Source organism: Ruegeria sp. C10 (assembly GCF_056537805.1).
On record NZ_JBQFSC010000005.1, the window covers coordinates 1 to 24,111 of the forward strand.

Consider the following 24,111-nt stretch of genomic DNA (forward strand, 5'->3'; position numbering starts at 1 on the left):
AAAAACCTCAGATGCCCCCAGTCTCTCCCGAGCGTCTCCGCAGCTTCCACCGCGTCCCAGCACCTCAGCAGCGCCGGTGAAGGGCGTTCTAAGTATATCGCCCAAAAGCCGCAAGTGGAAAAATCAAAAAACCGCAAAAAAACGCAAAAGCAGAATTTTATATTACTAAAACAAATGGTTACGAAGAGCATCCAGCCATTCAACCCGGAAGTCGCGGACACAGACCATCGCAAATCAGCGCCATGGATATGTTATTCACACTGTTACCCACAGACTCGCCTGCGAGTCAGGCTGAATCGGCTTGCCTAAACCGGATCAGGAATGATGTTACCGGCAGGCGCAAGACCAGAAGGCCCAGAATAATCGCCAGGTAGACCAATGGCTCGATCTGAAACCCCTTCGCCAGCATCACATAATGAAGCGCGCCCAGAATTGCTGCCGGGTAGACCAGACGATGCAATTTGCGCCAACGAGGCCCCAAACGGCGAACCGCCCAGTTGTTGGACGTGATTGCAAGCGGCAGTAACAGTACAAAGGCAGCCATGCCCACCGTGATATAGGGCCGCTTGATAATGTCCGCCCAGATTTGGCTGGGAATCTGAACATCCAGAACCAGCCAGATCAACAGGTGCAATGCGACATAGGAAAATGTCAGTACACCTATCGCGCGGCGGAACTTCATCAGATTTAGGCCAGCGAAGCGACGCAAGGGCGAAATCGCGAGACCCAAAATCAGAAACTGCAGCGCCAGTTCGCCAAACTCGTGCTCGAGCGCCTCGATCGGCTCGACCCCGAGACCCCCGGTCATGCCCTGATAAAACAACCAGGGCGCAGGCAGCGCGCCCAGCAGATAAACAGCCCAATTGGGAAGCCGTCGCAAGAGGTCGTTGAGCCGCCGCATCATCTCAGTAGTTCTTCGCCAGATCCATGCCTTCGTAAAGGCTGGCGACCTCATCTTCATATCCGTTGAACATCAGCGTCGGGATTCGCTTGGCAAACAGACCTCCGCCGATTTGACGTTCCGAGGCCTGCGACCATCGGGGGTGATCCACATTGGGGTTCACATTGCTGTAGAACCCATATTCCCTAGGACCTGCCATGTTCCAACTTGTCGGAGGCTGGGTATCCGTCAAGGTAATCCGCACGATCGATTTGATCGATTTGAAGCCGTATTTCCACGGTACCACCAATCGCAAAGGCGCGCCGTTCTGGTTCGGGATGTCGCTGCCGTAGATCCCAGTAGCCATAATGGTCAGCGGATGCATCGCCTCATCCAAACGCAGCCCTTCGCGATATGGCCAGTCTAGTACCGGATACGCCACACCCGGCATCTCATCGGGACGATAGGCGGTCTCAAACGCCACGTATTTCGCGCCGTCCTGAACACCAGCCATGCCGAGTAGATCTGCCAGTTCAAACCCGTTCCAAGGTATCACCATCGACCAGGCCTCTACACAGCGGAACCGATAGATTCGCTCCTCAACAGTCATTTCAGACATGATGTCTTTGAAATCATATTCACCAGGGCGGTCGACCAGACCGTCGATGGTTACACTCCAGGGCTCGGTCACCAGTGTGTGTGCATATTTCGCCGGATCATCCTTGCGTGTCCCGAACTCATAATAATTGTTGTAGGAAGTAATCTCTTCCCAGGTATTCGGTTCAAGCGCCTCGGCCGCCGCTGGCCGCGCCAGACTCGCCAGCCCGACACCCGCAAAACCGGCCATGACCTGTCGCCGGTTCAGAAACGCCGCCCTTGGGGTGACGTCCGCATGCGTCAGTTTGTTGGTCCAGCGATGCGCCATTTGGTTCTCCGTTATCCATTAACCTCGAAACTGAGGTAAGGTCTGATAGCACAGAGCCAAGGAAACAGGCGTCACGATTGAGCGAACAGATTGTAACGAAAATTAGGTACGCTTGGGCGCGAGGATAACGGTCACCCGATGTTCAAGCCGACAACACGGTTTATTTCGCACCCAAGATTGACCGCCTGATAGGTCGGAAAGGGCAGCCGGGCCGAAGTTTCGATATCGCGCCGAACCCAGTCCTGCTCCTCTAATTGCTTGAGCGAGGATGACAATGCGCGATCAGTGATCACCTGAAGATCCGACCTGAGCCTTGAAAAGCGCCGCGGTTGGCGCGTCAGCGCCAGAATAGGAACCGTCCAGCTGCGGCGCAGTAGCTTCAATTCAGTATCATCCGGCACCAAGGCCATGATTTCTGCCGCTACTGCCGCCGCCTGAACCCCAGCTTTGGTCAAACGGAACTCAGGTCTTAAAGGGTGGCCGTGGCCCGGATTCCGTTCAAGCAAGCCAAGGCTTGCCAGATGCTCCAGACTTGCCGCAAACGCCGTCCGACTTGCCCCCGTCGCGGCGAGCAACGGGGCCTGCCTGCCCGGAACCCCCTGGTGTAGCTGCGCAAGAATGTTCAGCGACCAGGCCCGAGAGGTGAGCTTGACAAGTGCCTTAATGTCCATAAAGTATAGTTACTTTATTTTAGGACAAAAGGAAAGTTCCATGGCCCTCGTTTCCTTAGAAAACACCATCACTCTTGCCATTTCGGTCAAAGATCGCCACGCCAGTGCGCGCTGGTATAATGACAAGCTCGGGTTTGAGTTGATCCATCATATTGATGAGGCGGGTTGGAGCGAGATGCTCACCAAAACCGAAGGCGTGACCCTTGGTTTGGGCGAGCAGTCAGAACCAGCGCCCGGAAACTCCGTTCCGGTCTTTGGTGTTGCTGATATCGCAAGCGCACGCGATGCTTTGGAAGGGGCTGGAGTTCGGTTTGACGGCGAAACCGAGACGATTGAGGGGATGGTCAGCACTGCCACATTTTACGACCCGGACGGCAACGCAATGATGCTGGCGCAGGATCTGACCGGGCAGGCCTGAACGCTCTTAGTCGCAATACAAGCCACCAAAAAAAGACCCGCCTGGATGGCGGGTCTCTTCATTACCTGAGATTTAATGCACGACTGCATCATCCGGGCGCGGACGCTCGGACGTTCCCAGCCGGTCGCCGATGATCAAACCATCGGTTCCGGCGGTCACCGGAACGGTCTCACCATCCTTTATCTCACCGGCCAGCAGTGCTTCGGCCAACGGGTTCTGCAGGGCGCGTTGGATCACGCGTTTCAATGGGCGGGCACCGAAGACCGGATCATAGCCTTCATTGGCCAGCCATTCCTTCGCGCCATCGTCCAGTGCCAGCTCGATCTTGCGGGCAGCCAGACGTTTCTGCAGACGTGCCATCTGGATATCGACGATGCCTTCCATATCGGCCCGCTTGAGCCGGTCAAAGATGATGGTCTCATCCAAACGGTTCAGGAATTCAGGCCGGAAATGCGCCCGGACCGCATCCATCACGTCGCGCCGCGCCTGCGCGCTGTCCGCTCCTTCGGGCAACTGGCTGAGTGCCTGAGACCCAAGGTTCGACGTCAGGATGATCAGCGTCTGCTTGAAGTCGACGGTACGACCCTGACCATCGGTCAGGACGCCATCGTCTAGGACCTGCAGCAGCACGTTGAACACATCCGGGTGTGCCTTTTCGACCTCGTCAAACAGCACGACCTGATAGGGTCTGCGCCGCACGGCTTCGGTCAGCACACCGCCTTCATCATAGCCGACATAGCCTGGAGGGGCACCGATCAGGCGGGCGACCGCGTGTTTCTCCATGAACTCGGACATGTCGATACGCACCATCGCGTTGTCGTCGTCGAACAGGAAGTTCGCCACGGCCTTGGTCAGCTCGGTCTTACCCACACCGGTCGGCCCGAGGAACAGGAACGAGCCCAGCGGGCGCCCTTCGTCGTTCAGACCGGCACGCGCACGGCGCACGGCGTTGGCAACGGCAGTGACCGCCGCATCCTGACCGATCACGCGGGAATGCAGATCGTCTTCCATCCGCAGCAGTTTCTCACGCTCGCCTTCCAGCATTTTCGAGGTCGGGATACCGGTCCAGCGTTCGACCACCGACGCAATCTGTTCTGGGCGCACCGTTTCCTCGGCCATCATGGCGTTGCTTTCGGCGTTTTCAGCCTCGGTCAGCTTTTTCTCAAGGTCAGGGATGACACCGTAGGACAGCTCACCCGCTTTGGCGAGGTTCCCTTCGCGCTTCGCGATTTCCAGATCAGCGCGAGCTTTGTCGAGCTGTTCCTTAAGATCACGGGCACCCGCGAGCTTGTCACGTTCTGCCTGCCACTGAGCAGTCATCTCGGCGGATTGCTCCTGCAGGTCGGCCAAATCCTTTTGCAAGGTTTCCAGACGATCCTTGGAGGCCGCGTCATCTTCCAGCTTCAGCGCCTCTTCCTCGATCTGCATTTGCAGGATCTGACGATCCAGCTGATCGAGTTCCTCGGGCTTGGAATCCACCTCCATCCGCAAACGCGAAGCCGCTTCATCGACAAGGTCGATGGCTTTGTCAGGCAGGAAGCGGTCGGTGATGTAGCGATGCGACAGGGTCGCCGCCGACACGAGCGCCGAGTCCGAGATGCGCACACCGTGGTGCAGCTCGTACTTTTCCTTGATACCGCGAAGGATGCTGATCGTGTCCTCAACTGTCGGCTCAGTGACCATCACCGGCTGGAACCGCCGCGCAAGCGCCGCGTCTTTTTCGACGTATTTGCGGTACTCATCCAGCGTCGTCGCGCCGATACAATGCAGCTCACCCCGGGCAAGCGCAGGCTTGATCAGGTTGGCGGCATCCATCGCACCGTCGGATTTACCTGCACCTACCAGCGTGTGCATCTCGTCGATGAACAGGATGATCTCCCCGGCGGCTTCGGTCACCTCGGTCAGAACGGCCTTCAGTCGTTCTTCGAACTCACCGCGATATTTAGCACCGGCGATCAGCGCACCCATGTCGAGCGCGAGAAGCTTCTTGTCCTTCAATGATTCCGGCACATCACCATTGACTATGCGCAGGGCCATGCCCTCGGCAATCGCGGTCTTACCGACGCCGGGTTCACCAATCAGTACCGGATTGTTCTTGGTGCGGCGCGACAGAACCTGCATCGAACGGCGGATTTCCTCATCCCGCCCGATGATCGGGTCGATCTTGCCTTCGGCTGCAGCCTCGGTCAGGTCGCGCGCATATTTCTTAAGCGCGTCGTAGCCTTCTTCCGCCGATGCGGTGTCAGCAGTGCGGCCCTTGCGGATATCGTTGATCGCTTCGTTCAGTTTCTGGGCCGATACAGCACCGGCCTCCAAAGCCTCTTTGGCTTTAGATTTCACCATACACAGCGCCATCAGAACGCGTTCGACCGGCACAAAGCTGTCGCCCGCCTTGGTGGCGAGCTTCTCTGCCTCGTCCAAAACCTTGGCGGTCTGGCCGTCCATATAGATCTGGCTCGCGTCGCCGCTGACCTTCGGAATTTTGCCCATGGCCGCGTCCAACGCCTCAACCACGCGGTTCGGTGCGCCGCCAGCGCGTGTGATCAGGTTGCTGGCCAGCCCCTGATCGTCGTCCATCAATGCTTTGAGTATGTGTGTGGGCTCCAGCCTTTGGTGCCCCTCGCGCAGCGCAATGGTCTGCGCGGCTTGCACGAAACCCCGTGCCCGCTCGGTGAACTTGTTCAAGTCCATAGCATTCTCCTTTTCTTAAGCGCCCCGTATTGATGCGCCCGCTTGGCGGCACGCGTCGGTCTGGGCCTCACATTCAATTTGGGAAATGTCTTTTCCCATTCAAGGGGCTAGAGCATATAAATCGGCGTCATCCGCGCGGAATCGAGTAGACGGAATAACCGCCAGTTTCTCCCATCAATTCAGCGTTATACATTTCGACCAAAGACTGCTCGGCACTGCTGCCTGTGGGGCATGAAACCAGATCTGCTGTATGATCGAGGAAGTTGCCGGTATAGGCTGTTTCCCCGGTCAATTGACACCAGTCGTCTTCCGATCGGTACCCACGCACTAACAGAAGATTGTCATTGGTTGGAGCCGGCGCGACACCGGTTTCGGGCGGATCGCTTTGAGGCGCGTCTTCGCATGCGGCCAACATCAGTGCCGCGCCAAGTACAATTACCTTTTTCATCGTTTCTATCCCTGTTCTGAACGTCGGCACTTTAGCACATTGCGCAAAATAGTGAGTGAACTGCGTCACCTCGGGCTTCACACATGGACAGATCGCCCTGAACCCGTTAGGACGCAAACGTTTGCCAAAAAGGAGCGCCCCATGTCCGATGACCGCCTTATCGTAGCCCTCGACGTCCCAAACGCCCTGCAGGGTCTAGCCATGGCCGAGCGGCTGGGCGACTCGGTTTCGTTCTATAAGATCGGGCTGGGTATGTTGACTGGCGGCGGTCTGGCATTGGCCAACGAGTTGAAACAGGATCACGGAAAGCGCATTTTCTTGGACATGAAGCTGTTCGATATCGGCAACACTGTAGAAAATGCAGTGCGTGGGTTGGCTCAGTTCGATCTGGACTTCTTGACGGTGCATGGTGATCCGCATGTCGTACGCGCCGCAAAGGAGGGCGCTGCAGGCAAGGACATGAAAATTCTGGCGGTAACCGTCCTAACATCACTGAACAGGGACGATCTGGATGCAAGCCTTCTGAAAGCGGGTGACGTGCAGGACCTCGTTGTAGAACGCGCGGCCAAGGCTTTCGAGGCCGGAGCTGATGGCGTAATCGCCAGCCCTCAGGAAGCCGCGCTAATCCGCGCCCTGCCCCAATCCGAAAGTCGTTTGATTGTAACCCCTGGGGTACGCCCTGCTGGTGCAGCTTTGGGCGACCAAAAGCGGGTCGCAACCCCGGCCAGTGCAATCGGCGATGGGGCCGATCATATCGTCGTGGGCCGCCCGATTTATCAGGCGGATGACCCCAAAGCCGCCGCACAAGCAGTTTTGAGCGAGTTAAATTCATTGACTCACCATTAGGCGAAAAGCCAAAAATTGCGGAAGGAACAGTGCTCAAGCAATTGACGTTAGGTCAATTTTTTGCGCCGCCGCGCCAAATCGTCCCTGTGCCCGAAAACACACATGAAAAACATGAGTTTTATGGCGTTCGGCTTGTGGCTATCGAAAAACGCCATTTTCGGCGATTCTACACACAAGACACTCCCCAACGGGCCATCTCTTCCTGAGGCTCGTTACCTCCCCCCGCAGGCGCGGGGGGTTTTCTTTCGAAGTCCCGATCAAAGCTGCGCCGTTAAGTCCCGTTCAAAGCTGCGCCGTTTCCGACAAATAATCCCGAAGGCGATCTGCAAAATTTGGAATGGCCAACGGATTCGACAGATAATCCCGCGGACAAATCAGCCTCCACCCCTGCCCTTCGTCTCCAAAACGGATCAGGCCAACATCTTCCGGCGGGCGCAGGGCGACGTAGAACCAGCTTTGACCATATTGCCGTGACCAGACAAGATCGGTTGCGCACAGGCGCAGTCCAACCTCTTCATCTGTTTCACGCAACGCGCATTCGATCGGTGTTTCGCCTGGCTCTTTCCCGCCGCCTGGAAAATCGAGATGCCCTGGAAACGGAATATCTGATCGATCATCTCTTAGAATGACCAGCAGCTTGTGCCCCAGAAACAACGCTATTTTTGCCCGGGCGAAGTCCATCGGTCCTCTTTTTATCCTAATCCATTCGCGATACCTTTTAACCTATCGAATGTCTTGACCAATCCGCCGCTGGCCGGAAAGAAACTACATCATGCCCGCCATCTGTCGCGACTGCCTGAAGGAAACTAAGCAAGGGCCGCGCTGCCCAACTTGCAGCAGCCCGAGGGTCAAATCGCACCCAGAGCTGTTTGACCTGACGATCGCGCATATGGATTGCGATGCTTTTTATGCTTCGGTCGAAAAGCGCGACAATCCCGAACTTGTCGACAAGCCTGTGATCATTGGCGGCGGCAAGCGCGGGGTGGTTTCGACTGCCTGTTACGTGGCCCGCGTTCGCGGGGTACGTTCAGCGATGCCAATGTTCAAGGCGCTTCAACTATGCCCCGAAGCGGTGGTGATCAAACCGCGTATGTCGGTCTATGCCAGCGTCTCGCGCGAGATACGCACCATGATGGACGAGTTGACACCTGATGTTGAACCGCTGTCGCTGGATGAGGCGTTCATGGACCTATCCGGCACCGAGCGGCTGCATGGTGCACCGCCAGCGGTCATGCTTGCGCGTCTGGTCAAGAGGATGAAAGATGAGCTGGGCCTGACGGGATCGATTGGCTTGAGCCATAACAAGTTTCTGGCCAAGGTGGCCTCGGATCTCGACAAGCCTCGGGGTTTTTCAGTGATCGGCAAGGCCGAGACGGCTGATTTCCTGCATGACCGGCCGGTGCGATTAATCTGGGGAATTGGTCCGGCGGCGCAGGAATCTCTGGATCGCGCGGGGATTCGCACATTTGCTGATCTTCTGCGCTGGGATCAGGAGGCGCTGACCGCGCGGTTCGGATCAATGGGCTACCGTCTGTGGCATCTGGCGCGAGGGCAGGACAAACGGCGCGTATCGGCCCATGAGCCGATGAAGTCGATCAGCAATGAGACCACTTTTTTCGAGGATACCGCCAGTCTTGAAATTCTGGACGGGCATCTGTGGCGTATGTCTGAAAAGGTAGCCGACCGGGCCAAAGCCAAGGGATTGGCTGGGCGAGTGGTGACGCTGAAGCTGAAACAGGCCAACCACAAGATCATCACCCGGCGGATATCGCTACGCGATGCGACTCAGATAGCGGATCGGATTTATCGCACCGCTCGTGGGCTATTTGATCAGGTTGGCGATCAGGGTCCCTATCGCCTTTTGGGATGCGGCCTGTCTGACCTGTGCTCAGAGGATCAGGCCGATATCTCGGGCGACCTTCTGGATCCCGGTGCAGAACGCCGATCACAGGCCGAACGTGCGACGGACGAAATCCGGCGCCGTTTCGGCAGTGATGCAATCGTAAAAGGTCGTGCGCTGCGCTAGGTCTATTCGGCGGCAAGTGACATTGGATCGGACCCGATACTGGTGATCTGCGCGGTGACCTGCCGCAACACATCACGCAACGCCTCAAAGTTGCCGTTCGGCTCGATCGTTTCCTCGTTCATATAAAGTGAACGATCGATCTCGATTTGAACCGCATGCTGATGGCGGGCAGGTCGACCATAGGTCTGGGTGACGTAGGCCCCTGCAAAAGGCGTGTTGCGCGCCACATTCAGACCCGCGTCGGCAAAAGCGGCCTCGATCTGATCAACGATCACACCGGAAGCGGCCGCACCGAACCGATCGCCCAAAACGATTTCCGGTCGGGCCCGGCGCGAGCCGCCGGCCAGCGCCACCGCCTCGTGCGGCATCGAGTGGCAATCAATCAGAATGGCCTGCCCAAACATCTGATGCGATTCCGCCAGCAGAGATTTCAGGCGAGTATGGTATGGACGCCAATAGGTATCGATCCGCAGGCGCGCCTCATCCATCGTCAGCTTGCCGCTGTAGATCGCCCTGCCGTTGGCGACCACGCGTGGAATCACCCCGAGGCCCGAAGTAACCCGCGGATTATGTCCGTGACGACGCGCACCCTGTATCAAAGCGGGGTCCAATTCATCCGAATTGCGATTCAGGTCCAGATAGGCGCGCGGCATGGCCGCGGCGAGCAGCGGTGCACCGAATTCAGCGACTGAAGAAAAAAGCTGATCGACATACGCATCCTCGGAGGACCGAATCATATTGCGGTTCAAAACAGACCGCTTCAATAAAGACTCGGGATAGGTCCGACCGCTATGGGGCGAGGCAAATACCACGCAGGACGTACGCGTTGCGGGCATATCCAGAATATAGGCTGCATTGGTGGCGGCGTCGGGCATGGGCTCTCCGTTGTTCGCACTCAACATAGACCGTAAAATAGTTCTGCCAAACCCCTTGATCCCCCCAACGACTCCTTTTATAGACCCCGCTACCGGCGCGGGGTTCCGCGCCCCATTTCGTTATGGGGCAGGTCACGCAACGGTTTCATGGGCGGTTAGCTCAGCGGTAGAGCACTTCGTTGACATCGAAGGGGTCACAAGTTCGATCCTTGTACCGCCCACCATGAATTCATTGCTCTGGTCTTTCCGGGGCACCCGATTAACCCAGGCGCTGGCCACGTCTTTGATGAAGGCGCCGCAGATTGGAGACAGACCCATGAAGGTCAAGAACTCGCTCCGCTCGCTCAAAAACCGGCACCGTGATTGCCGGGTTGTGCGTCGCAAAGGCCGCGTCTACGTGATCAACAAGACGCAGCGCAAGTTCAAAGCTCGCCAGGGCTAAGGGCTGCACGAACCTAATTAAAAAACCGCGCTTTCGGGCGCGGTTTTTTTTATGCCCTGCTTCTAGCGCCCTTTCGTGTCGGCGGAAGTGCCGGAAATCGCTCCAAAAGTCCCGCTCTGAGATTTAGTATTGTTATGAGACGGTCTCGTGCTCCGCTTTCTCTGTTTTTTATGACGGGAGGTTGGGTTGGCCAACGATGATCTGGATACGATATTAGGAACAACCCTGACCGAGATGGTGGCCGATATAGGCCGAAGCGTGGCCCAAGCCGCCGAACAGCTTAGCCTGGATCAGTTGAACGCGCTGAAGAACTATCCTCAGGAACTGCGCGAGATGGGCATTCCGCCAGTCTTTTACCACATGCAGGATGTCGATGTAGAATTGAAGGTCGTCATGGAGATGACCAGCACCACAGAAGAAGGCAAACGCGGGATCATTGGCGCGTTTCTGTGTGGGCCAAAACTGACGCAAACAGATACGCTCGATGCCAGCAGCGCGTCGACCATGCGGATGCGGTTCGCGCCGGGATCGGTGGATGAAGGTGGTCCTGGTGGAGGGGTCGATGGCGACAAAAAAGGACAAGACCCCCAAAAAACAGCCTATAGATGTGCGCGTCACCGAACTGCTCGAGGCCTTCACCACACTGCTTCAGTCATTGGAAAACCGCCTGACCGCGCTGGAGGCGCGCGAGGTCGTGTTGCTGGAGACGATCCAGGACCTGCAAGACCAGATCGACGATCTGGAAGAAGGAGGCAGTGGCATGCTGATGGGCTCGGGTTCTCCGGTGGTGAACCCAATGGCCGGAGGCCAGAGCGGAATGGAGGTTGAAGACAAAGATACGCAGATCGTGGATGCGCAGGTTTTTTCGCAGGCCATGGGCGAACAGATCCTTGCAGGATCCGACGGCAGCGACGATTTCGCCATCGACAATGTCCAGGTCGAAGCCTTTGTTGGGCTTGGTCGGGATGGCGACAAAGCCCAGTTCGCTACAAACGCGAAGAAACAGGCGGTCAGCCAGAACGCAGCGAAGGTGTCGTTCTCGGTCAAAAGACGGTCCGCAACGAAGATTATTGATAGAGACTGAATTCACAAAGGAGATTGGAAATGAGTATCGGGCAGGAACTGCTAAACGTCCCTTTCGCGGAAATGGTTCAGAAACTGGCGATTTCCGTGGCAGAGTCGCAAACTGAATTGGATAGACATTCGACTGATATCGCCAAATACATGGCGGATCAGAAGATCCAGCTTCCCGACCTATCCAACCCCGATGGTCCCCCAAAGGAATTCAGCCTCGTGTCGATGGGTTTCCTGCCCGCGTTCTATGCGGTGCAAGAGGCCGAGATCGAGGTAAAGATGGCGATCTCGATGACCAAACAGACCGAGAAATCAGGCAGCGCATCGGTCAAAGGTGGCTGGGGACCCGTGGCGGCGCAGGTCAACGCAAGTTATTCCTCGCGCTATGCCTATAATCAGGAAGGCGCAAGCAGGCTGTCAATCAAACTGGCCCCAGCCGATCCGCCGGTCATGCTGCAGAAATACATGGAAGCGGTAACTCAGGCGATGCTGACAAAGAATCGGTGCTCAGCGACGATCCGGATCCCGAGCCGGCACCGTCCCCCGTCCCACCGCAACCCGAAAGAAAACAAAGTAGGCGGCGTCAATCCTGAAGGGGCCGTCCGGCAAGGTAAGTTCAGCGACGTTTTGACCAACTAATTTTGTCGGATTTCCTTGCATCCCACCGAGAATCGTTTAATTGACCAAATCAGTCGGGTTAATTCCCGTCACGATTTTCAATGTTGGGACAAATGATGCTGAAATCCTCTACCTGCTTTGCCGCCACCCTGACGGCCCTGATCGCCACCTCTGCCGCAGCCGAGGGCGAGCTGAACCTGTATTCCTCGCGCCACTACGACACCGACGAACGCCTGTATTCCGACTTCGAAGAGGCCACCGGCATCACCATCAACCGCATCGAAGGCAAGGCCGACGAACTGATCGCACGGATGAAAGCAGAAGGCGCGAATTCGCCCGCTGATGTCCTGCTGACGGTCGACAGCTCGCGCCTGGCCCGTGCCAAGAGCGAAGGCATCCTGCAGCCGGTCGAGAGCGCAATATTAGAGGAGCGTATTCCGGCAAACCTTCAGGACGAAGACAATCAGTGGTACGGCTTTTCTCAGCGCGCACGGATCATCTTCTTTGACAAGGCTGATGTCGCCAACCCACCCGCAACCTATCTGGATCTGGCAAAACCGGAGTATAAAGGGCAGATCTGCATTCGCTCGTCCGGCAATATCTATAACCAGACACTTTTGTCATCGATCATTGCAAATCACGGCGCGGAAGAAGCCAGGAAATGGGCTGAAGGTGTCGCCGCCAACATGGCACGCGAACCTCAGGGCGGTGACACAGACCAGCTGCGCGGCATCGTGTCAGGCGAGTGCGAGATTGCGGTTGCCAACACATACTATATGGCCCGCGCTATGCGCAAAGACGTCAAGGGTCTAAGCGCGGATATCGAGATGATCGGCGTGCAGTTCCCGGCACAGGACGCCGAAGGTGCACATATGAACCTGTCGGGTGCGGGTGTTGCAGCAAACGCGCCGAACAAAGAAAACGCGATTAAGTTCCTTGAGTATCTCGCAAGCGATCAGGCGCAGGTCTACTTCTCGAACGGAAACGATGAATACCCCGCTGTCGAAGGCGTTGCGCTGGCTGAGAACGTGGCCGCTCTGGGGGAGTTCAAAGCAGATGAGGTGAACCTCTCAGAGGCCGCCAAAAACATCCCCGAGGCACAGAAAATCTATAACGAAGTTGGCTGGAAGTAATCCAGTCCGATACCCGAGCAGCAAAAGGGCGCAGGTTTCTGCGCCCTTTTTCTATTGTGTTTGAAGTAAAGTATGGCAATAATCCCATATTCGTAACTGATTCCCATATGTGAGCCATGCTCGACACACTATCAAACCGCCTCGCTAAGCGTCTGAACGAGCTGCGCCAGGGTCATGGCTGGTCGCTTGAGCAGCTGGCAGACCAAAGTGGGATCAGCCGGGCGACACTGTCGCGAATGGAAAACGGTGATGTCAGCCCTACCGCTGAAACGCTTGGCCGTTTATGCGCGGCATACGGCCTGCCCATGTCACGCCTGCTGATGATGGTCGAAGACAGTTTCGATCCCAAAGTACCTTTCGAGAAGCAGCCTGAATGGCATGACCCCGAAAGCGGGTTTACCCGCCGTTCGGTTTCACCACCGGCGACTGGCCTCAGTGGGGAAGTAATGGAAGGTCATTTGCCCCCAGGTACTGTCATCACCTACGATACTCCGCCCAAGCCGGGACAGGAGCACCACCTGATCCTACTTGATGGAGGGCTAACGTTGACAGTGGACGGGATTGCCCATGCGCTCAGCGGCGGCGACTGCCTTCGCTATCACCTGTCGGGGCCAACGCAGTTCGAAACCGGACCCAAACGCGGTGCGCGCTATCTGTTGGTGCTGATATGATTACGCGATTGCCACAGGAATATTTCGACGAAGCGCTTGAAGATCTGACCGATATCCTGCACCGCTGTGTCCATACCGGTGCCAGTATCGGGTTCATCCTTCCTTTTTCGCGAGACGATGCCCGCGCCTATTGGCGGGACAGGGTGCAGCCCGAACTCCGCGCGGAGACACTCGATCTGTTTGTCGCATATGGTGACGGACGCATTCTGGGCACAGTGCAACTGATCCCCGCCGCAATGCCAAACCAGCCGCATCGCGCGGATGTGGCAAAACTGCTGGTTCATCCGCAGGCTCGCCGTCGTGGTTTGGGTCGGTCGCTGATGGAGGCACTGCATGAACGTGCTCAGGAATTGAAACGCACGATGCTGGTGCTGGACACCCGTAGCAGCGATCCTTCACGCTTGCTGTATCAGTCGATGGGTTTTCAGATTGCCGGAGAGATCCCGAACTATTGCCGAAACCCGTTTGAGGATCGGCTGGAGCCGACCACTTACATGTTCAAGGACGTCACCTAGCTGCCCGTCGCGCGCACATTCGCGACAGAGCATTCGGCGATCCCCAAAGGTCCCGACATAGGTCGGCATCAAAGGCCTACAGCCGCGCGCAATCGACAGCAAAGGGCGCTCGTTGACCAAAGAATTTGATACCTCAAGCGCATCGGGATCCATCTAGAATCGAAGGAAATCCAGAGCTTCTCCGGCTGGCAGCTTCTCAGTTTCTGCCGGAATAATTGCCAGACCATCGGCCTGTGCAAGAAGGGCAACGCGCCCGCTGTAAGACTCGGCCATCAGGCGCAATCGCGGTGCGCCATTCGGTGTACATCCGTCGATGCTTACCGGGCGGTACTCACGCCGCCCCGCGCGGCGTTGAATAGGTTCTGCCAAAACCGCCTGCTCGGGGGTGCGTTCGTTCCGATGCAGACCGGCACGGCGTTCCATCATCCGCGCACCAATGATCTGCCACGTCACAAAAGCCGAAACCGGATTTCCCGGCAGGCCCACATAAAGCGTATCACCCCGACAACCGAACATGATCGGCTTGCCGGGTTTCATCGCCACTTTCATCACCTCGGTTTCGCCACCGATTTCACTGAACAGGCGCGGCATGTGGTCTTCGTCCCCGACCGAAACACCGCCCGTGGTGATGATCAGGTCCGAGCTATTACAGGCATCCCTCAAGACCTGCTTCAGCAGCACCGGATCATCTTCGACCGGGCCTCGGTCGGCTAGTTCGATCCAGGGTTTATCCAGCAAAGCCAAAAGCATGTACCGGTTCGAGTTGTAGATCTGTCCGGGGCCAAGCGCTTCACCCGGCTGGCGCAGCTCGCTACCGGTCGAGAAGATCGTGACCTTGAGCTTGCGATAAACCTTCACCTCGCCATAACCAGCCGAGGCCAACGCGGCGGCCTCACGCGCAGTAATTTCACACCCGCGCCGCAGGATCGGGGCACCAGCTTTCAAATCCTCGCCCGCGCGACGGATATGCTGACCGGATTTTGGACGGCGGTTGAACCGGATGCGATCGGACTGTAACTCACAGTCTTCCTGCATTAATACCGCATCGAACTCGGACGGCACCGGCGCTCCTGTGAATATACGCAAGGCACTGCCATCCGGCGCATCGTGTGCGCCGCTATCACCGGCGGCTATGCGCCCGCCAACTAGCAGTTCGAACACAGGCCCCTCGCCCAGATCGGCGCTGCGAACGGCATAGCCGTCCATGGCCGAGTTATCGAAGGCGGGCATGTCTACATTGCTAGCGCAATCCTCGGCCAATATCCGGCCAATGGCCTGCACCAGCGGCAGTGTTTCGATATCCGTGATGGGGTTGGCCACGGACAAACCGCGCCTCAGGGCGTCATCTACGGTCAGGTACATATGAGCATGGTGGTCGCAGGCACATCCATCAGCCATTTTGGGCCTCCATATACGCAAAGAGCTCTTCGAAACCGACCCGCTCGGCCTCTCCAAGTTTAAGTAGATAGGCCTTGGCTTCTTCGAGATTCGAGCTTGGATCACCAACTACCAGCAGCATGACCATTCCGTGACGCCCATGAACGCGGCAACGGATGCCGTAGACTCCCTCTTTCTCGAAAGTCAGATCCAGTTCGGGTTTGCCCCGAATCTCGAAGACGCGCGCGCCCACGGGTATCATTCGAGGAATGGCAGTGACCGTGTGCCGCCCGGTCGAGCCTTTGAAACGCACAGTCGCCCCAGCTGGAACCTGCAGGAATTTGGGTTCGAACCGAAATGCATGCGCCGGAGTGTCGGCGTTCAGGTCGATGATCTGATGAACTACGGCAACCTCGGGGATCTCCTCGGCCAGTGCGACACTACCAAAAGCAATTGCCCCCGTTAAAATCGCCGCGCCTAGTTTCAGCGAAATCGCCATCTATCCCTCCGGTTTCAGACCGCCCGGTAGGGGTCTCCCAACAGGTCGGCCAAAGCGCTGATCAACACCGGCCACTGGGCGCGGCGGTTCTCGTCGCGCAATCCGGCCAACAATTCGCGCCCAATGGACACCAAGGCAGGGGCGCTGTCATTGACATAGGTCACGATCCGTTGCTCAGGATTGGCCAGAAGGAAGGGTACGATGGCCGCACCTGCCTGATCCGGGGCCGTTTCAGACAAAAGCCGCATCGCCGCCTGCCGTACCGGGGCCGAGACATCGTCCAGCAAGCTGCGCGCCACATCGGCCGTCCCGTCCCAGCGGGTCAGAATCTGCATGGCGTCGATACGAAAGGCAGTATCTCCGGTTTTCAGCATAGCCCGCAATTTGCCCCGCAGCGCATCCTGCGGTGGCAGGTCAGCCTGTTGCAGCAGGTTCAGCGCTTGCAGAGACAGATTGGCATCGGTATGCGAAAGCCCCTGTGTGATCAGCTCGATCAAATGCGACTGGTTCAGTTCGGACCCGTTGCGCGCGACCGACAAGCCCAGTGCCGCCAGCGCCTGCGCGGCGATCTCGGTCTCGGGGTCCTGCGCGATCTGGGCCAGCATGATCTGCATACCTGTGACGTCGCCCAGCAGGCGGATGGCCGAAATGCGGGTCTCACGCTCCAAGGCTTCGGCATTGTCATCCAACGCCACGCGGCGGCGTTTGGGATGGCGGGTGGCCTTGACCAACAATGCCTGCTCGCGTGGCGTCAGGGGGTGCAGGTCATCATCCTCGGCCTCTTTCTTCATCTCTGCCGCGATAGCGTCATGGCCAAGGATCGCGCCGAGGCTGGAGGTAGGGCCGTTTTCACCACCGTCGGATACATCCAGCCCTGCCTCTTCCAGCGCGGCGATGTCGGTTTGCGGGGCCTCTTCCTCGTGCGCGTCTTCGACCACGCTCATCGGGGCGAGCGCGAAGGACAGCAGCAATTCGCGGCCCTGCTGCTGGTTCACATGCGGGCGGTCGGTGTCAGTAACAATCATCGCCAGCGAGGCCACGGCCTTCAGCCGCACCGACCGGAAGGGCGCGCGGCAGGCGCGTTGCAGCCATTCTGCCGCCTCGCGCAGGGGCGAGGTCGCCAGCGCGTCGACGATGGCCCATTGGATACGCTCGGCCTTGAGGTCATCGGCATCGACCGAGAACAGCGCGTTCAGCCGATCTGCCACCAGTTGCGGGGCCAACGCCGCCAGCAGGCCCAGCGCCTGCGCCGAGACCTCAGGCTGTTGTCCGGTTGCGAGGAAATCCAGTACCTGCCAGCGCAGGTCGTCTTGATCAACGATAGGCTGGCTGCGGTCCAGCCGGTCGATCAGCGCCAGTTGCACCTTGGCGCCGGGGTCGCGCATCATGCGGTCCAGCAGTTCGGGTTCGGAAAGGCCGGACTGGTTCAGCGCTGCGATGCGGATATCCTCGACCGCATCTGTCAGGGCCTGTTCGACCAGCGCCGGGTCGTTCGGAATCAGCGCCTCATATGCGATCAGACGCACGGCCCCGTCCTTGTCGGTGGTGGCTTTGCGCAAGATGGCTTCGGCCTCGGCTCCACCGATCCCGGCCAGCGTGCGCAGAGCGCGGTGACGCAGACGGCGGTTCGAGGATTGGGCGAACACACCCAAGGTCGGCACGGACGGCGTACCGATCTGGCCCAACGCTTCGCAGGCCACATCCCCCAGTTCCTGCCCGTCTTCGTCCATCAGGGCCATGACAATGGGTTCAATCGCAGCCGCATCGCCCATGCGACCTAACGCTTTGATCGCCGCGATCTGAGTATCCAGCCAGTCGTCCCATTCATCCTGATGCAGCTCGTCCTCGTCCCACGTGATATCCTCGCCGCGTCCAGTGACGAGGGTGCGCAGGTACGGCGTGGCGTCCTTGGCGTTCAGCTGTGCCAAGGCGGTGACGCAGGCCAGTTTCACCTCACCGCAGGGATCGTGGATCAGGTTTTCCAGCAGTTGCGGCGCGGCCTCCGTTACACCCAGCGCGCCCAGCGCTTGGGCTGCGTCTTGACGGACGTCTTCGTCATCATCCAGCAGCGCCTCGATCAAGGCCGGGCTGTTGGCGGCCCCAATGGCCGCCAGGGCCTGAATGGCGCGCAGGCGGATCACGTCATATTCGGATTTGGCGTAGTCGGAAAGCAGGCCGGTGGCCTCATCGCGCAGGGCGGTATCGGAATGCATGTTCATATAAGGTCTGCCATGTTTGCGGTTGGGATGGGTTGGGTAAAGTGGAAGACAGGTTTCCCAACCGAAGCCTGCCTTCCAGGTGGTCCCTTCTGCAGTGGGACCGGACCCGAGGGGCGGCATGGCGTCCGCCCCCCGGAAAAGCGTCAGGCGATATCGCGCGGCGCGAAGGACATCGTGCGGAACGAGGTCTTGTAGGGGCTCGGCCCCAGCTTGCGGACCTTGGCGACGCCCATCTTGTAGTTGTAGTTGCCGCTGATCCAGTCGACGATCCGGCCCTCAAGCGCGTTTGCAGGCTGCTGCATGTGCAGGAAGTCCATGTAAACGACGCTTTTCTTTATGGCGGGCGTAACCATGGCCACGGCGGTGATCGCCGCTTTGGTCAGTTCGATATGCCCGTTCTCCATCAGTTTCGAGAACTGGAAGTCGTCGCCTTCCACACCGAGCAGCGTGTGCTTGTTACCCGGAACGCGCTCCGAATAAACCATCACATAGTCGCCGCTTTCGATGCCACGCTCAGCCGCATCGTCGGGGTGAATCTCGACCCAGTTTTCCGGCCAGCGCTGCACGATATAGGGGCGGCGGCGGTCGTCGAAACCGGACTGCCAGCGTTCGTTGATCCGACCGGATGTGGCCCACAACTCGCCTTCGTCCTTGTTGGGTTTCAGCCATTCCCAGTAATCCGAGAACAGGTCCCACGGCGATTTCTGGATGTTGCACTTGCCGGTCTGGCTGTTGAAGTGCGTCAGCTTCTTGTTGAACACATCCGCACCAGCCGCACCGGTATCAGGCAGCGTGCGGGTTGTGTCATGCAGACGCTTGGTTTCAATCAGAGTGACACCGTCGGCATCCAGCATGACCGGGCATTGCACGCCATCGGTGCCGAACTCACGGACCTTCTGGTGCAGACCTTTGCCCTCTTTCTTGGCCAGACGGTAGACCGCGTGGAAGTCCTTGCGCGACCCGCGCGTAAAGCGCACGGCCTCTTCGGCAACTTCGTTCGAGTTCTGCCAGTCGAACCCGTCAAAGCCCATCCGCTGTGCCAGTTGCGCAATGATCCACCAGTCGGGCTTGGCCGCACCGGGCGCATCATAGAACTTCTGATACAGGCGCAGGCGGCGTTCGCCGTTGGCGCGCAGAAAGTCCTCTTCGCCCCAGGTCGCTGCGGGGAACACGATGTCGGCATAGCGGTTGCCGATCGGATCCTGCAGATAGATGTCCTGGTCGATGACCACCATACCGCCGCTGTCGGCGCGGGCCTTCAGCGTGTCGATCATTTCTTGTTTGTCGAAGCTGGCGATCTGATGCGGGTTGCGGACGGTCAGTTCCTCGAACTTGTCAGCTAACTGTTGTGAACCACACATCGCCTGAATCCATGTGGTGCCGATCACATGGGCCATACGGGTATGACCTGCGATCAGATACCGGTCGGTATCCATGGCGCGGCGACGGCGACCCGGCAGTTTCTCGGGCGATTTGTTGCGCGGGTATTTCCCGCCCTTCACGCCGCCCCGCTGGTGACCACCGGCCCGGCCAATCACCTGACCCGGACGACCACCACAGCCGCAGATGATGCCCAGAGCCGAGATCGCCTGCGTGTTGCCGGTGTTGTTCGACCAGTAGAACCCTTTCTCGATCATGACCGAGGTCTTGGGCCGGGTGCCATCCGCCTTGGGCTTGGCAAGCCATTCGGCGGCAGTATAGATTTTCTGCACGTCGATCTCGGCCATGGCTGCAGCGGTTTCAGGCGCGAATTCGTCCTGCGACAGCAGCCATTCTTTCCAATCCTCAAAGCCTTTGGTCTGGAACTTGCCCCAGGTCGTGCGCCACTGCCATGGCGTGTTGCGCGTACCCTGACCGAAGCCGGACGAGCTTTCCCACTTGTTGTTGACCCATTTCTTGATCCAGTCGCTGTCTTCCCAGCCATTTTCCACGATGACGCGGGCGATGGCGTTGACGACCAGAAGGTCGGTGCCGGGCAGAACGTCGATATGCAGGCCACCCATCTTTTCAGCATGGGCCACACCGGCAGACCGGCGCGGAATCAGATAGATCTCTTTCTGACCGTTCTGCATCCCCTTCATCATCCACTGGGTATATAGGATAGTCTTGGTCTCATACGGGTCGGTGCCACAGACCAGAAGGGTTTCCGCGTCGCGCCAATCTTCGTACGACGGGCCGAAATTGTCGAAACCCGCATCCCGGAAACCGGGGGTCGAGGTCACGTCGGACGGCGTGTCGTGGAAGGTGAAGTTCGCGGTGTTGATATGACGCAGCGCGTATTTCGAGATCGCATAGGTGTTCTCGATATACTGATAGCTGAAGGTTTTTACGCCATAGGCATTGGTACCGTGCTTGGCGATCACGTGGTTGCCCACCTCAGCCGCAACATCCAGCGCCAGATCCCACGGAACCGGCATCAAGGTACCATAGATCCGCATCAGCGGCGTCTTAAGGCGGTCGCGTGTTGGCGTCTGCGGGTTATAGCATTTCTGCGCGATACATCCGCCCCGCAAGGAACTGTCGCCGTCGGTGTTGACGTATTGCGTGTCCTTGTCAGGGATGATCGCCACGTGGTGCGGCTGACCTTTGTGCAGTACGATATTGTGCTGGTTCGGCGCGACCCACGCACCCAGCGGTGCAACAGGGAAATCCTCGCCAAACGCGTTTTCGTCCGCGGTGGGGCCGCCGGGTTTGGCCGTCACAGGCCAGCGATAGACTTTGTAACCACAGGCCACGATGCAGTAGTCGCAGGCGGTCGAGATGACCTCGGCCCCTTTGGGCGGCAGCGGAACGTTGGTTTCGGGTACGTAATACGGGGTTGCCATGATTCCGCTTCCCTTATGCAATGAGGTTGTCGTAACGGCCGTAGATCAGGCCGAACATGCCAACGGCGTAGATATCGTCACCATCCAGTTCCAAAAGGACCTGTGGCAACGATTGGTAGGCCTGCCCCGAGACGAGGATGCCGTGCCGTGTCACGTCATAGGTGGACAGGTGCAACGGGCACGGGCCCAGCACCTTATGTTCAGGCTTGTAGCTGTCATACATCGACCCGCCCTGATGGGTGCAGGTGAGGTTGAAGGCCACAACATCCTTTTGCGGACCAATGCCGCCGCCGCTTTCCACGCCGGTTTTCACAAGGATCGAGTCCGAATAGTCGCCCTCGTCCGGGTAGTAGAACTCGACCGGCACATCCTGTTCCAGTTCGGACAGTTTGCCGATCAGCTTGCGCGGATAGGTCGATACCAAAGCGGGCACCTGTTCCGCCTGGCCATGGCGGGTGGGCATGGTCACCATCACGGCAAAGGTGGTGGCACCCGAGGCGAACAGGAACTGGCGGCGGTTCACGGTGCAGGCCTTTTTGGCGTCGCCCGAACAGCTGCATCCGGTTGCGTTATGATCTGTCATGACGCTTACTCCTCTGCTGCAACCGCAGGAAGCGGCTGGTAGTCCGGCAGTTCGGGTTCCTCGATCAGGATTTCCTCGCCGGACAGGGATTTCAGGAAGGCCACCAGATCCGCCTTTTCCTGATCATTCAGGCCAAGGGGTTGGATCAGCGGGGATTTGTTTTCAGCGAACTCATTCTCGCCGCCGCCCTGGTTGTAGTACTCGACCACATCCTCAAGCGTCTCCAACATGCCATTGTGCATGTAGGGTTCGGTATAGAGGGTGTAGCGCAGGCTGGGCGTGCGGAACTTGCCCTTGTCGGCCTTTTCCTTGGTGCGGAAATAGAAGCCGGGGTCGTCCTTGGTGTGGCGATACATCTCTTCGGTCGAGCCTTTGGCATATAGCTCATACCGGAAGGTGACCTGCGCCAGACCATCGTCCTGCCAACCATCATAGGCGGGTACGCCGGTGTTGTAGTATTTCTCATCCGACAGCAGCGCGCCGTTGTGGCATTCGGAACATTGCGCCTTGCCGGTAAACAGTTCCAGCCCGCGTTTCTGTTCGTCGGTTAGCGCCGCATCATCCCCGCGCAGATAGTTGTCGAAGGGCGTGTCGGTCTGAACGATGGTCCGTTCAAACGCTGCGATGGCGCGCCATGCGTTGCTGATGCGCGGCCATTGATCGCCGAAGACATCGTTAAAGCGTTCGACATATTCGGGGACAAAGGCCAGACGGGCCTCCATCATGTCGGCCTCGCCGTTGCCGGCGACCGCACCGCCTGCGGCGGATTTGGCCTGGCTCTCAAGGCTCTTGGACGAGCCCGCCCAGAACAGCTTGCCGTAATAAGCCGAGTTCACAACCGTCTGGCTGTTGCGCCAGTGGGTCGTGCCGGGATAGCCGAACGAGATTGGTGCTTCGACGTCCCAGCCCACATCCGGCATGTGACAGGCCGAACAGGGGGTCGACGGGTTGCCGCCCAGACGCGGATCGAAGAACAGCATCTTGCCCAGTTCGATCTTGGCCTCGGTCTGGGGGTTGTCCAGCGGTATGGGCGGCTCACCCAGTGCCACCAATGGCGCATCGGGGTCGGGGTCTGCCCCGCCGATACCGGCCTCAATCTCCATGCTGGTTTCTGCAAAGGCTTGCGAACCAAGGGCGGCAACCAGAGCAGCGGTGGCGATTGTACCTGAAAGGTAAGACTTAAGGTCTTTCATGGGTCCACTCCTCAGTTTGTCGCGTCTTGCCAGTTTTCGATCGGCGCATAGTCCGTATCGATGTCCTCGGCGACGAAGTCGGGGCCGGTTAGCGGCTCACCAGACAGCGCCTTAAGGAAGGCCACCAGCTGTGCTTGTTCGGTCTCGTTGAGGCCAAGTGGCTTGATGCGCGGATCCTTGTTTTCATCTTCGCCACCACCGGCGTTGTAGAAGGCCACCACATCCTCGAGCGTCGCAATCGAGCCGTTATGCATATATGGCGCGGTATAGGTCAGCTCACGCAGCGTGGGGGTCATGAACGTGCCGAATGTATCGGCGGTGTGAGTGCGGATATACGCACCGGGGTCGGCGCGCAGGTTCATGTAATTCTCGACGCCGAGGAACTTCATCATGGTCACAAAGGTGATGTGACGTTCCGGGGTCGCCCAGATATCGGGGTTGTCGCCCACGCCGATATTGTGCGGCAGATCATCCGTGAACCGCTCGCCCGAGTGGCAGGAATTGCAGCCGCTGGCATTGAACAGCTCATAGCCCGCCTTGGCGTCTTCCGACATCTCGCCGGTATCGAACGGCGCGCCGCGCGAAATCAACGTTTTCAGATATTCCGGGATGGCGTTACGGACCCCGCCGTTCGACGGCTCGCCAAATCCGGCGGCTTCGAACATCTCGACATAAACCGGATCTTGCTTGATGCGTTCTTGCATCAAACGCATATCCATGTTCATCGAGTATGTCTCGGTGATGCTTTCGCGGGTCGCGTCGTTGAGGTTGGTGCCAATGCGCCCGTCATGGAACCACGCGGCGCGCTTGGCGCTGTTAATCAACGTCGGCACGTTGCGGAAATGCAGGCTGCCGGCATAGGCATCCGATAGGGCCTGCCCGTCGGTAAAGCCGTTTTCCGGCTGGTGGCAGCTGGCGCAAGACAGTTCGGTGTCGCCAGACAGGCGCGGGTCAAAAAACAAACGTTTGCCAAGTGCCGCCTTGGCTTGGTCGAACTCAATGGCTTCTACCGGGCCCGGCTGTTCCGCCTGGGCATGGTGAACCGGGAACGCAACACCCACCGACAGCAATGAAACTGTCGACAGTGCCGAGAACCACGTTCTGGCTTTGGTCATCATTTAAAAAGCCCTCATTATCCGCAAATCTGATCGCTCCGGTTAACCGGAGATCGACGAGGCGAAC

24 protein-coding genes and 1 tRNA gene are annotated in these 24,111 nt (G+C 58.3%); 10 read left to right on the forward strand and 15 right to left on the reverse strand.

The window, feature by feature from the left end; genetic code table 11:
- Positions 1–286: 286 nt before the first annotated feature.
- From msrQ to ACR0DE_RS18355, 3 genes are all read right to left on the reverse strand, one after another.
- Entirely contained in the window at positions 287–901 is a 615-nt protein-coding gene (msrQ, locus tag ACR0DE_RS18345) for a protein-methionine-sulfoxide reductase heme-binding subunit MsrQ (RefSeq protein ID WP_480754880.1), read from the reverse strand.
- A gap of 4 nt (positions 902–905) precedes the next feature.
- Entirely contained in the window at positions 906–1,805 is a 900-nt protein-coding gene (gene msrP / locus ACR0DE_RS18350; protein ID WP_170514656.1) for a protein-methionine-sulfoxide reductase catalytic subunit MsrP, read from the reverse strand.
- 131 nt (positions 1,806–1,936) lie between these two features.
- Positions 1,937–2,476, reverse strand: a complete 540-nt coding sequence (locus ACR0DE_RS18355) for a winged helix-turn-helix transcriptional regulator (protein WP_480754663.1) — start codon at positions 2,474–2,476, stop codon at positions 1,937–1,939.
- A gap of 40 nt (positions 2,477–2,516) precedes the next feature.
- Between ACR0DE_RS18355 and ACR0DE_RS18360 the strand changes: the two genes are divergently transcribed.
- Positions 2,517–2,894 carry a VOC family protein gene (locus ACR0DE_RS18360; RefSeq protein WP_480754665.1) on the forward strand — a complete coding sequence of 126 codons (378 nt, stop codon included), beginning with the start codon at positions 2,517–2,519 and terminating at the stop codon, positions 2,892–2,894.
- 72 nt (positions 2,895–2,966) lie between these two features.
- Here the strand turns inward: ACR0DE_RS18360 and clpB are convergent, their stop codons facing one another.
- Together clpB and ACR0DE_RS18370 are read right to left on the reverse strand one after the other, a co-directional pair.
- Complete coding sequence (clpB, locus tag ACR0DE_RS18365; RefSeq protein WP_480754667.1) at positions 2,967–5,585, reverse strand: ATP-dependent chaperone ClpB; 2,619 nt, start codon at positions 5,583–5,585, stop codon at positions 2,967–2,969.
- A 127-nt stretch (positions 5,586–5,712) separates the two neighbouring features.
- A complete protein-coding gene (locus ACR0DE_RS18370; protein ID WP_170398514.1) occupies positions 5,713–6,033 on the reverse strand; it encodes a hypothetical protein in 321 nt (106 codons plus the stop codon).
- A gap of 141 nt (positions 6,034–6,174) precedes the next feature.
- On the opposite strand from ACR0DE_RS18370, the gene pyrF reads away from it, so the two are divergent.
- A complete protein-coding gene (gene pyrF, locus ACR0DE_RS18375; RefSeq protein WP_170636919.1) occupies positions 6,175–6,879 on the forward strand; it encodes an orotidine-5'-phosphate decarboxylase in 705 nt (234 codons plus the stop codon).
- Positions 6,880–7,161: 282 nt separating this feature from the next.
- Here pyrF and ACR0DE_RS18380 read toward each other — a convergent pair whose 3' ends face one another.
- Positions 7,162–7,560, reverse strand: coding sequence for an NUDIX domain-containing protein (locus tag ACR0DE_RS18380; RefSeq protein WP_480737645.1), 399 nt, complete (start codon positions 7,558–7,560; stop codon positions 7,162–7,164).
- 91 nt (positions 7,561–7,651) lie between these two features.
- Between ACR0DE_RS18380 and ACR0DE_RS18385 the strand changes: the two genes are divergently transcribed.
- Positions 7,652–8,905 (forward strand): DNA polymerase IV, encoded by a 1,254-nt coding sequence (locus tag ACR0DE_RS18385; protein WP_170819142.1) that lies wholly within the window; start codon positions 7,652–7,654, stop codon positions 8,903–8,905.
- 2 nt (positions 8,906–8,907) lie between these two features.
- Here ACR0DE_RS18385 and ACR0DE_RS18390 read toward each other — a convergent pair whose 3' ends face one another.
- Complete coding sequence (locus ACR0DE_RS18390) at positions 8,908–9,780, reverse strand: N-formylglutamate amidohydrolase (RefSeq protein ID WP_480754670.1); 873 nt, start codon at positions 9,778–9,780, stop codon at positions 8,908–8,910.
- A gap of 149 nt (positions 9,781–9,929) precedes the next feature.
- Between ACR0DE_RS18390 and ACR0DE_RS18395 the strand changes: the two genes are divergently transcribed.
- Both ACR0DE_RS18395 and ykgO read left to right on the forward strand, forming a co-directional pair.
- Positions 9,930–10,004 (forward strand) — tRNA-Val (locus ACR0DE_RS18395).
- 92 nt (positions 10,005–10,096) lie between these two features.
- Positions 10,097–10,222, forward strand: a complete 126-nt coding sequence (ykgO, locus tag ACR0DE_RS18400) for a type B 50S ribosomal protein L36 (protein WP_005648635.1) — start codon at positions 10,097–10,099, stop codon at positions 10,220–10,222.
- 213 nt (positions 10,223–10,435) lie between these two features.
- Here ykgO and ACR0DE_RS18405 read toward each other — a convergent pair whose 3' ends face one another.
- Positions 10,436–10,804, reverse strand: coding sequence for a hypothetical protein (locus ACR0DE_RS18405; RefSeq protein WP_480754673.1), 369 nt, complete (start codon positions 10,802–10,804; stop codon positions 10,436–10,438).
- On the opposite strand from ACR0DE_RS18405, the gene ACR0DE_RS18410 reads away from it, so the two are divergent.
- From ACR0DE_RS18410 to ACR0DE_RS18430, 5 genes are all read left to right on the forward strand, one after another.
- Complete coding sequence (locus ACR0DE_RS18410; RefSeq protein ID WP_480754676.1) at positions 10,785–11,306, forward strand: hypothetical protein; 522 nt, start codon at positions 10,785–10,787, stop codon at positions 11,304–11,306. The genes ACR0DE_RS18405 and ACR0DE_RS18410 overlap by 20 nt on opposite strands.
- Before the next feature lie 20 nt (positions 11,307–11,326).
- Positions 11,327–11,935 carry a hypothetical protein gene (locus tag ACR0DE_RS18415; RefSeq protein ID WP_480754677.1) on the forward strand — a complete coding sequence of 203 codons (609 nt, stop codon included), beginning with the start codon at positions 11,327–11,329 and terminating at the stop codon, positions 11,933–11,935.
- Positions 11,936–12,030: 95 nt separating this feature from the next.
- Positions 12,031–13,047: a Fe(3+) ABC transporter substrate-binding protein gene (locus tag ACR0DE_RS18420; protein WP_170398498.1), complete on the forward strand. Its 1,017-nt coding sequence runs from the start codon at positions 12,031–12,033 to the stop codon at positions 13,045–13,047.
- 116 nt (positions 13,048–13,163) lie between these two features.
- Positions 13,164–13,718 (forward strand): helix-turn-helix domain-containing protein, encoded by a 555-nt coding sequence (locus ACR0DE_RS18425; RefSeq protein WP_170513838.1) that lies wholly within the window; start codon positions 13,164–13,166, stop codon positions 13,716–13,718.
- A complete protein-coding gene (locus ACR0DE_RS18430; protein WP_170398494.1) occupies positions 13,715–14,233 on the forward strand; it encodes a GNAT family N-acetyltransferase in 519 nt (172 codons plus the stop codon). Before ACR0DE_RS18425 ends, ACR0DE_RS18430 begins: the two co-directional genes overlap by 4 nt.
- 153 nt (positions 14,234–14,386) lie before the next feature.
- On the opposite strand, the gene ACR0DE_RS18435 is transcribed toward ACR0DE_RS18430, so the two are convergent.
- From ACR0DE_RS18435 to ACR0DE_RS18465, 7 genes are all read right to left on the reverse strand, one after another.
- Positions 14,387–15,631, reverse strand: coding sequence for a molybdopterin molybdotransferase MoeA (locus tag ACR0DE_RS18435; protein ID WP_480754679.1), 1,245 nt, complete (start codon positions 15,629–15,631; stop codon positions 14,387–14,389).
- Positions 15,624–16,109 carry a plastocyanin/azurin family copper-binding protein gene (locus tag ACR0DE_RS18440; protein WP_480754681.1) on the reverse strand — a complete coding sequence of 162 codons (486 nt, stop codon included), beginning with the start codon at positions 16,107–16,109 and terminating at the stop codon, positions 15,624–15,626. Before ACR0DE_RS18440 ends, ACR0DE_RS18435 begins: the two co-directional genes overlap by 8 nt.
- Before the next feature lie 14 nt (positions 16,110–16,123).
- Positions 16,124–18,328 carry a HEAT repeat domain-containing protein gene (locus tag ACR0DE_RS18445; RefSeq protein WP_480754683.1) on the reverse strand — a complete coding sequence of 735 codons (2,205 nt, stop codon included), beginning with the start codon at positions 18,326–18,328 and terminating at the stop codon, positions 16,124–16,126.
- Between the two features lie 143 nt (positions 18,329–18,471).
- A complete protein-coding gene (locus tag ACR0DE_RS18450; protein WP_480754686.1) occupies positions 18,472–21,153 on the reverse strand; it encodes an arsenate reductase (azurin) large subunit in 2,682 nt (893 codons plus the stop codon).
- 13 nt (positions 21,154–21,166) lie between these two features.
- Complete coding sequence (locus ACR0DE_RS18455) at positions 21,167–21,736, reverse strand: arsenate reductase (azurin) small subunit (RefSeq protein WP_170513820.1); 570 nt, start codon at positions 21,734–21,736, stop codon at positions 21,167–21,169.
- Positions 21,737–21,741: 5 nt separating this feature from the next.
- A complete protein-coding gene (locus ACR0DE_RS18460) occupies positions 21,742–22,929 on the reverse strand; it encodes a cytochrome-c peroxidase (RefSeq protein ID WP_255611992.1) in 1,188 nt (395 codons plus the stop codon).
- Positions 22,930–22,940: 11 nt separating this feature from the next.
- Positions 22,941–24,047 (reverse strand): cytochrome-c peroxidase, encoded by a 1,107-nt coding sequence (locus tag ACR0DE_RS18465; RefSeq protein ID WP_480437648.1) that lies wholly within the window; start codon positions 24,045–24,047, stop codon positions 22,941–22,943.
- Positions 24,048–24,111: the final 64 nt, after the last annotated feature.

Bases quoted from the DNA above. Each gene is read 5' to 3' on its own strand.
- ACR0DE_RS18465 (WP_480437648.1), bottom strand. From the start codon at position 24,047: ATGATGACCAAAGCCAGAACGTGGTTCTCGGCACTGTCGACAGTTTCA.
- ACR0DE_RS18410 (WP_480754676.1), top strand. From the start codon at position 10,785: ATGGCGACAAAAAAGGACAAGACCCCCAAAAAACAGCCTATAGATGTG.
- msrP (WP_170514656.1), bottom strand. From the start codon at position 1,805: ATGGCGCATCGCTGGACCAACAAACTGACGCATGCGGACGTCACCCCA.
- ACR0DE_RS18430 (WP_170398494.1), top strand. From the start codon at position 13,715: ATGATTACGCGATTGCCACAGGAATATTTCGACGAAGCGCTTGAAGAT.
- ACR0DE_RS18425 (WP_170513838.1), top strand. From the start codon at position 13,164: ATGCTCGACACACTATCAAACCGCCTCGCTAAGCGTCTGAACGAGCTG.
- ACR0DE_RS18370 (WP_170398514.1), bottom strand. From the start codon at position 6,033: ATGAAAAAGGTAATTGTACTTGGCGCGGCACTGATGTTGGCCGCATGC.
- ACR0DE_RS18450 (WP_480754686.1), bottom strand. From the start codon at position 21,153: ATGGCAACCCCGTATTACGTACCCGAAACCAACGTTCCGCTGCCGCCC.
- pyrF (WP_170636919.1), top strand. From the start codon at position 6,175: ATGTCCGATGACCGCCTTATCGTAGCCCTCGACGTCCCAAACGCCCTG.
- msrQ (WP_480754880.1), bottom strand. From the start codon at position 901: ATGCGGCGGCTCAACGACCTCTTGCGACGGCTTCCCAATTGGGCTGTT.
- ACR0DE_RS18455 (WP_170513820.1), bottom strand. From the start codon at position 21,736: ATGACAGATCATAACGCAACCGGATGCAGCTGTTCGGGCGACGCCAAA.
- ACR0DE_RS18390 (WP_480754670.1), bottom strand. From the start codon at position 9,780: ATGCCCGACGCCGCCACCAATGCAGCCTATATTCTGGATATGCCCGCA.
- clpB (WP_480754667.1), bottom strand. From the start codon at position 5,585: ATGGACTTGAACAAGTTCACCGAGCGGGCACGGGGTTTCGTGCAAGCC.
- ACR0DE_RS18380 (WP_480737645.1), bottom strand. From the start codon at position 7,560: ATGGACTTCGCCCGGGCAAAAATAGCGTTGTTTCTGGGGCACAAGCTG.
- ACR0DE_RS18415 (WP_480754677.1), top strand. From the start codon at position 11,327: ATGAGTATCGGGCAGGAACTGCTAAACGTCCCTTTCGCGGAAATGGTT.
- ACR0DE_RS18460 (WP_255611992.1), bottom strand. From the start codon at position 22,929: ATGAAAGACCTTAAGTCTTACCTTTCAGGTACAATCGCCACCGCTGCT.
- ACR0DE_RS18445 (WP_480754683.1), bottom strand. From the start codon at position 18,328: ATGAACATGCATTCCGATACCGCCCTGCGCGATGAGGCCACCGGCCTG.
- ykgO (WP_005648635.1), top strand. From the start codon at position 10,097: ATGAAGGTCAAGAACTCGCTCCGCTCGCTCAAAAACCGGCACCGTGAT.
- ACR0DE_RS18440 (WP_480754681.1), bottom strand. From the start codon at position 16,109: ATGGCGATTTCGCTGAAACTAGGCGCGGCGATTTTAACGGGGGCAATT.
- ACR0DE_RS18360 (WP_480754665.1), top strand. From the start codon at position 2,517: ATGGCCCTCGTTTCCTTAGAAAACACCATCACTCTTGCCATTTCGGTC.
- ACR0DE_RS18435 (WP_480754679.1), bottom strand. From the start codon at position 15,631: ATGGCTGATGGATGTGCCTGCGACCACCATGCTCATATGTACCTGACC.
- ACR0DE_RS18420 (WP_170398498.1), top strand. From the start codon at position 12,031: ATGCTGAAATCCTCTACCTGCTTTGCCGCCACCCTGACGGCCCTGATC.
- ACR0DE_RS18385 (WP_170819142.1), top strand. From the start codon at position 7,652: ATGCCCGCCATCTGTCGCGACTGCCTGAAGGAAACTAAGCAAGGGCCG.
- ACR0DE_RS18355 (WP_480754663.1), bottom strand. From the start codon at position 2,476: ATGGACATTAAGGCACTTGTCAAGCTCACCTCTCGGGCCTGGTCGCTG.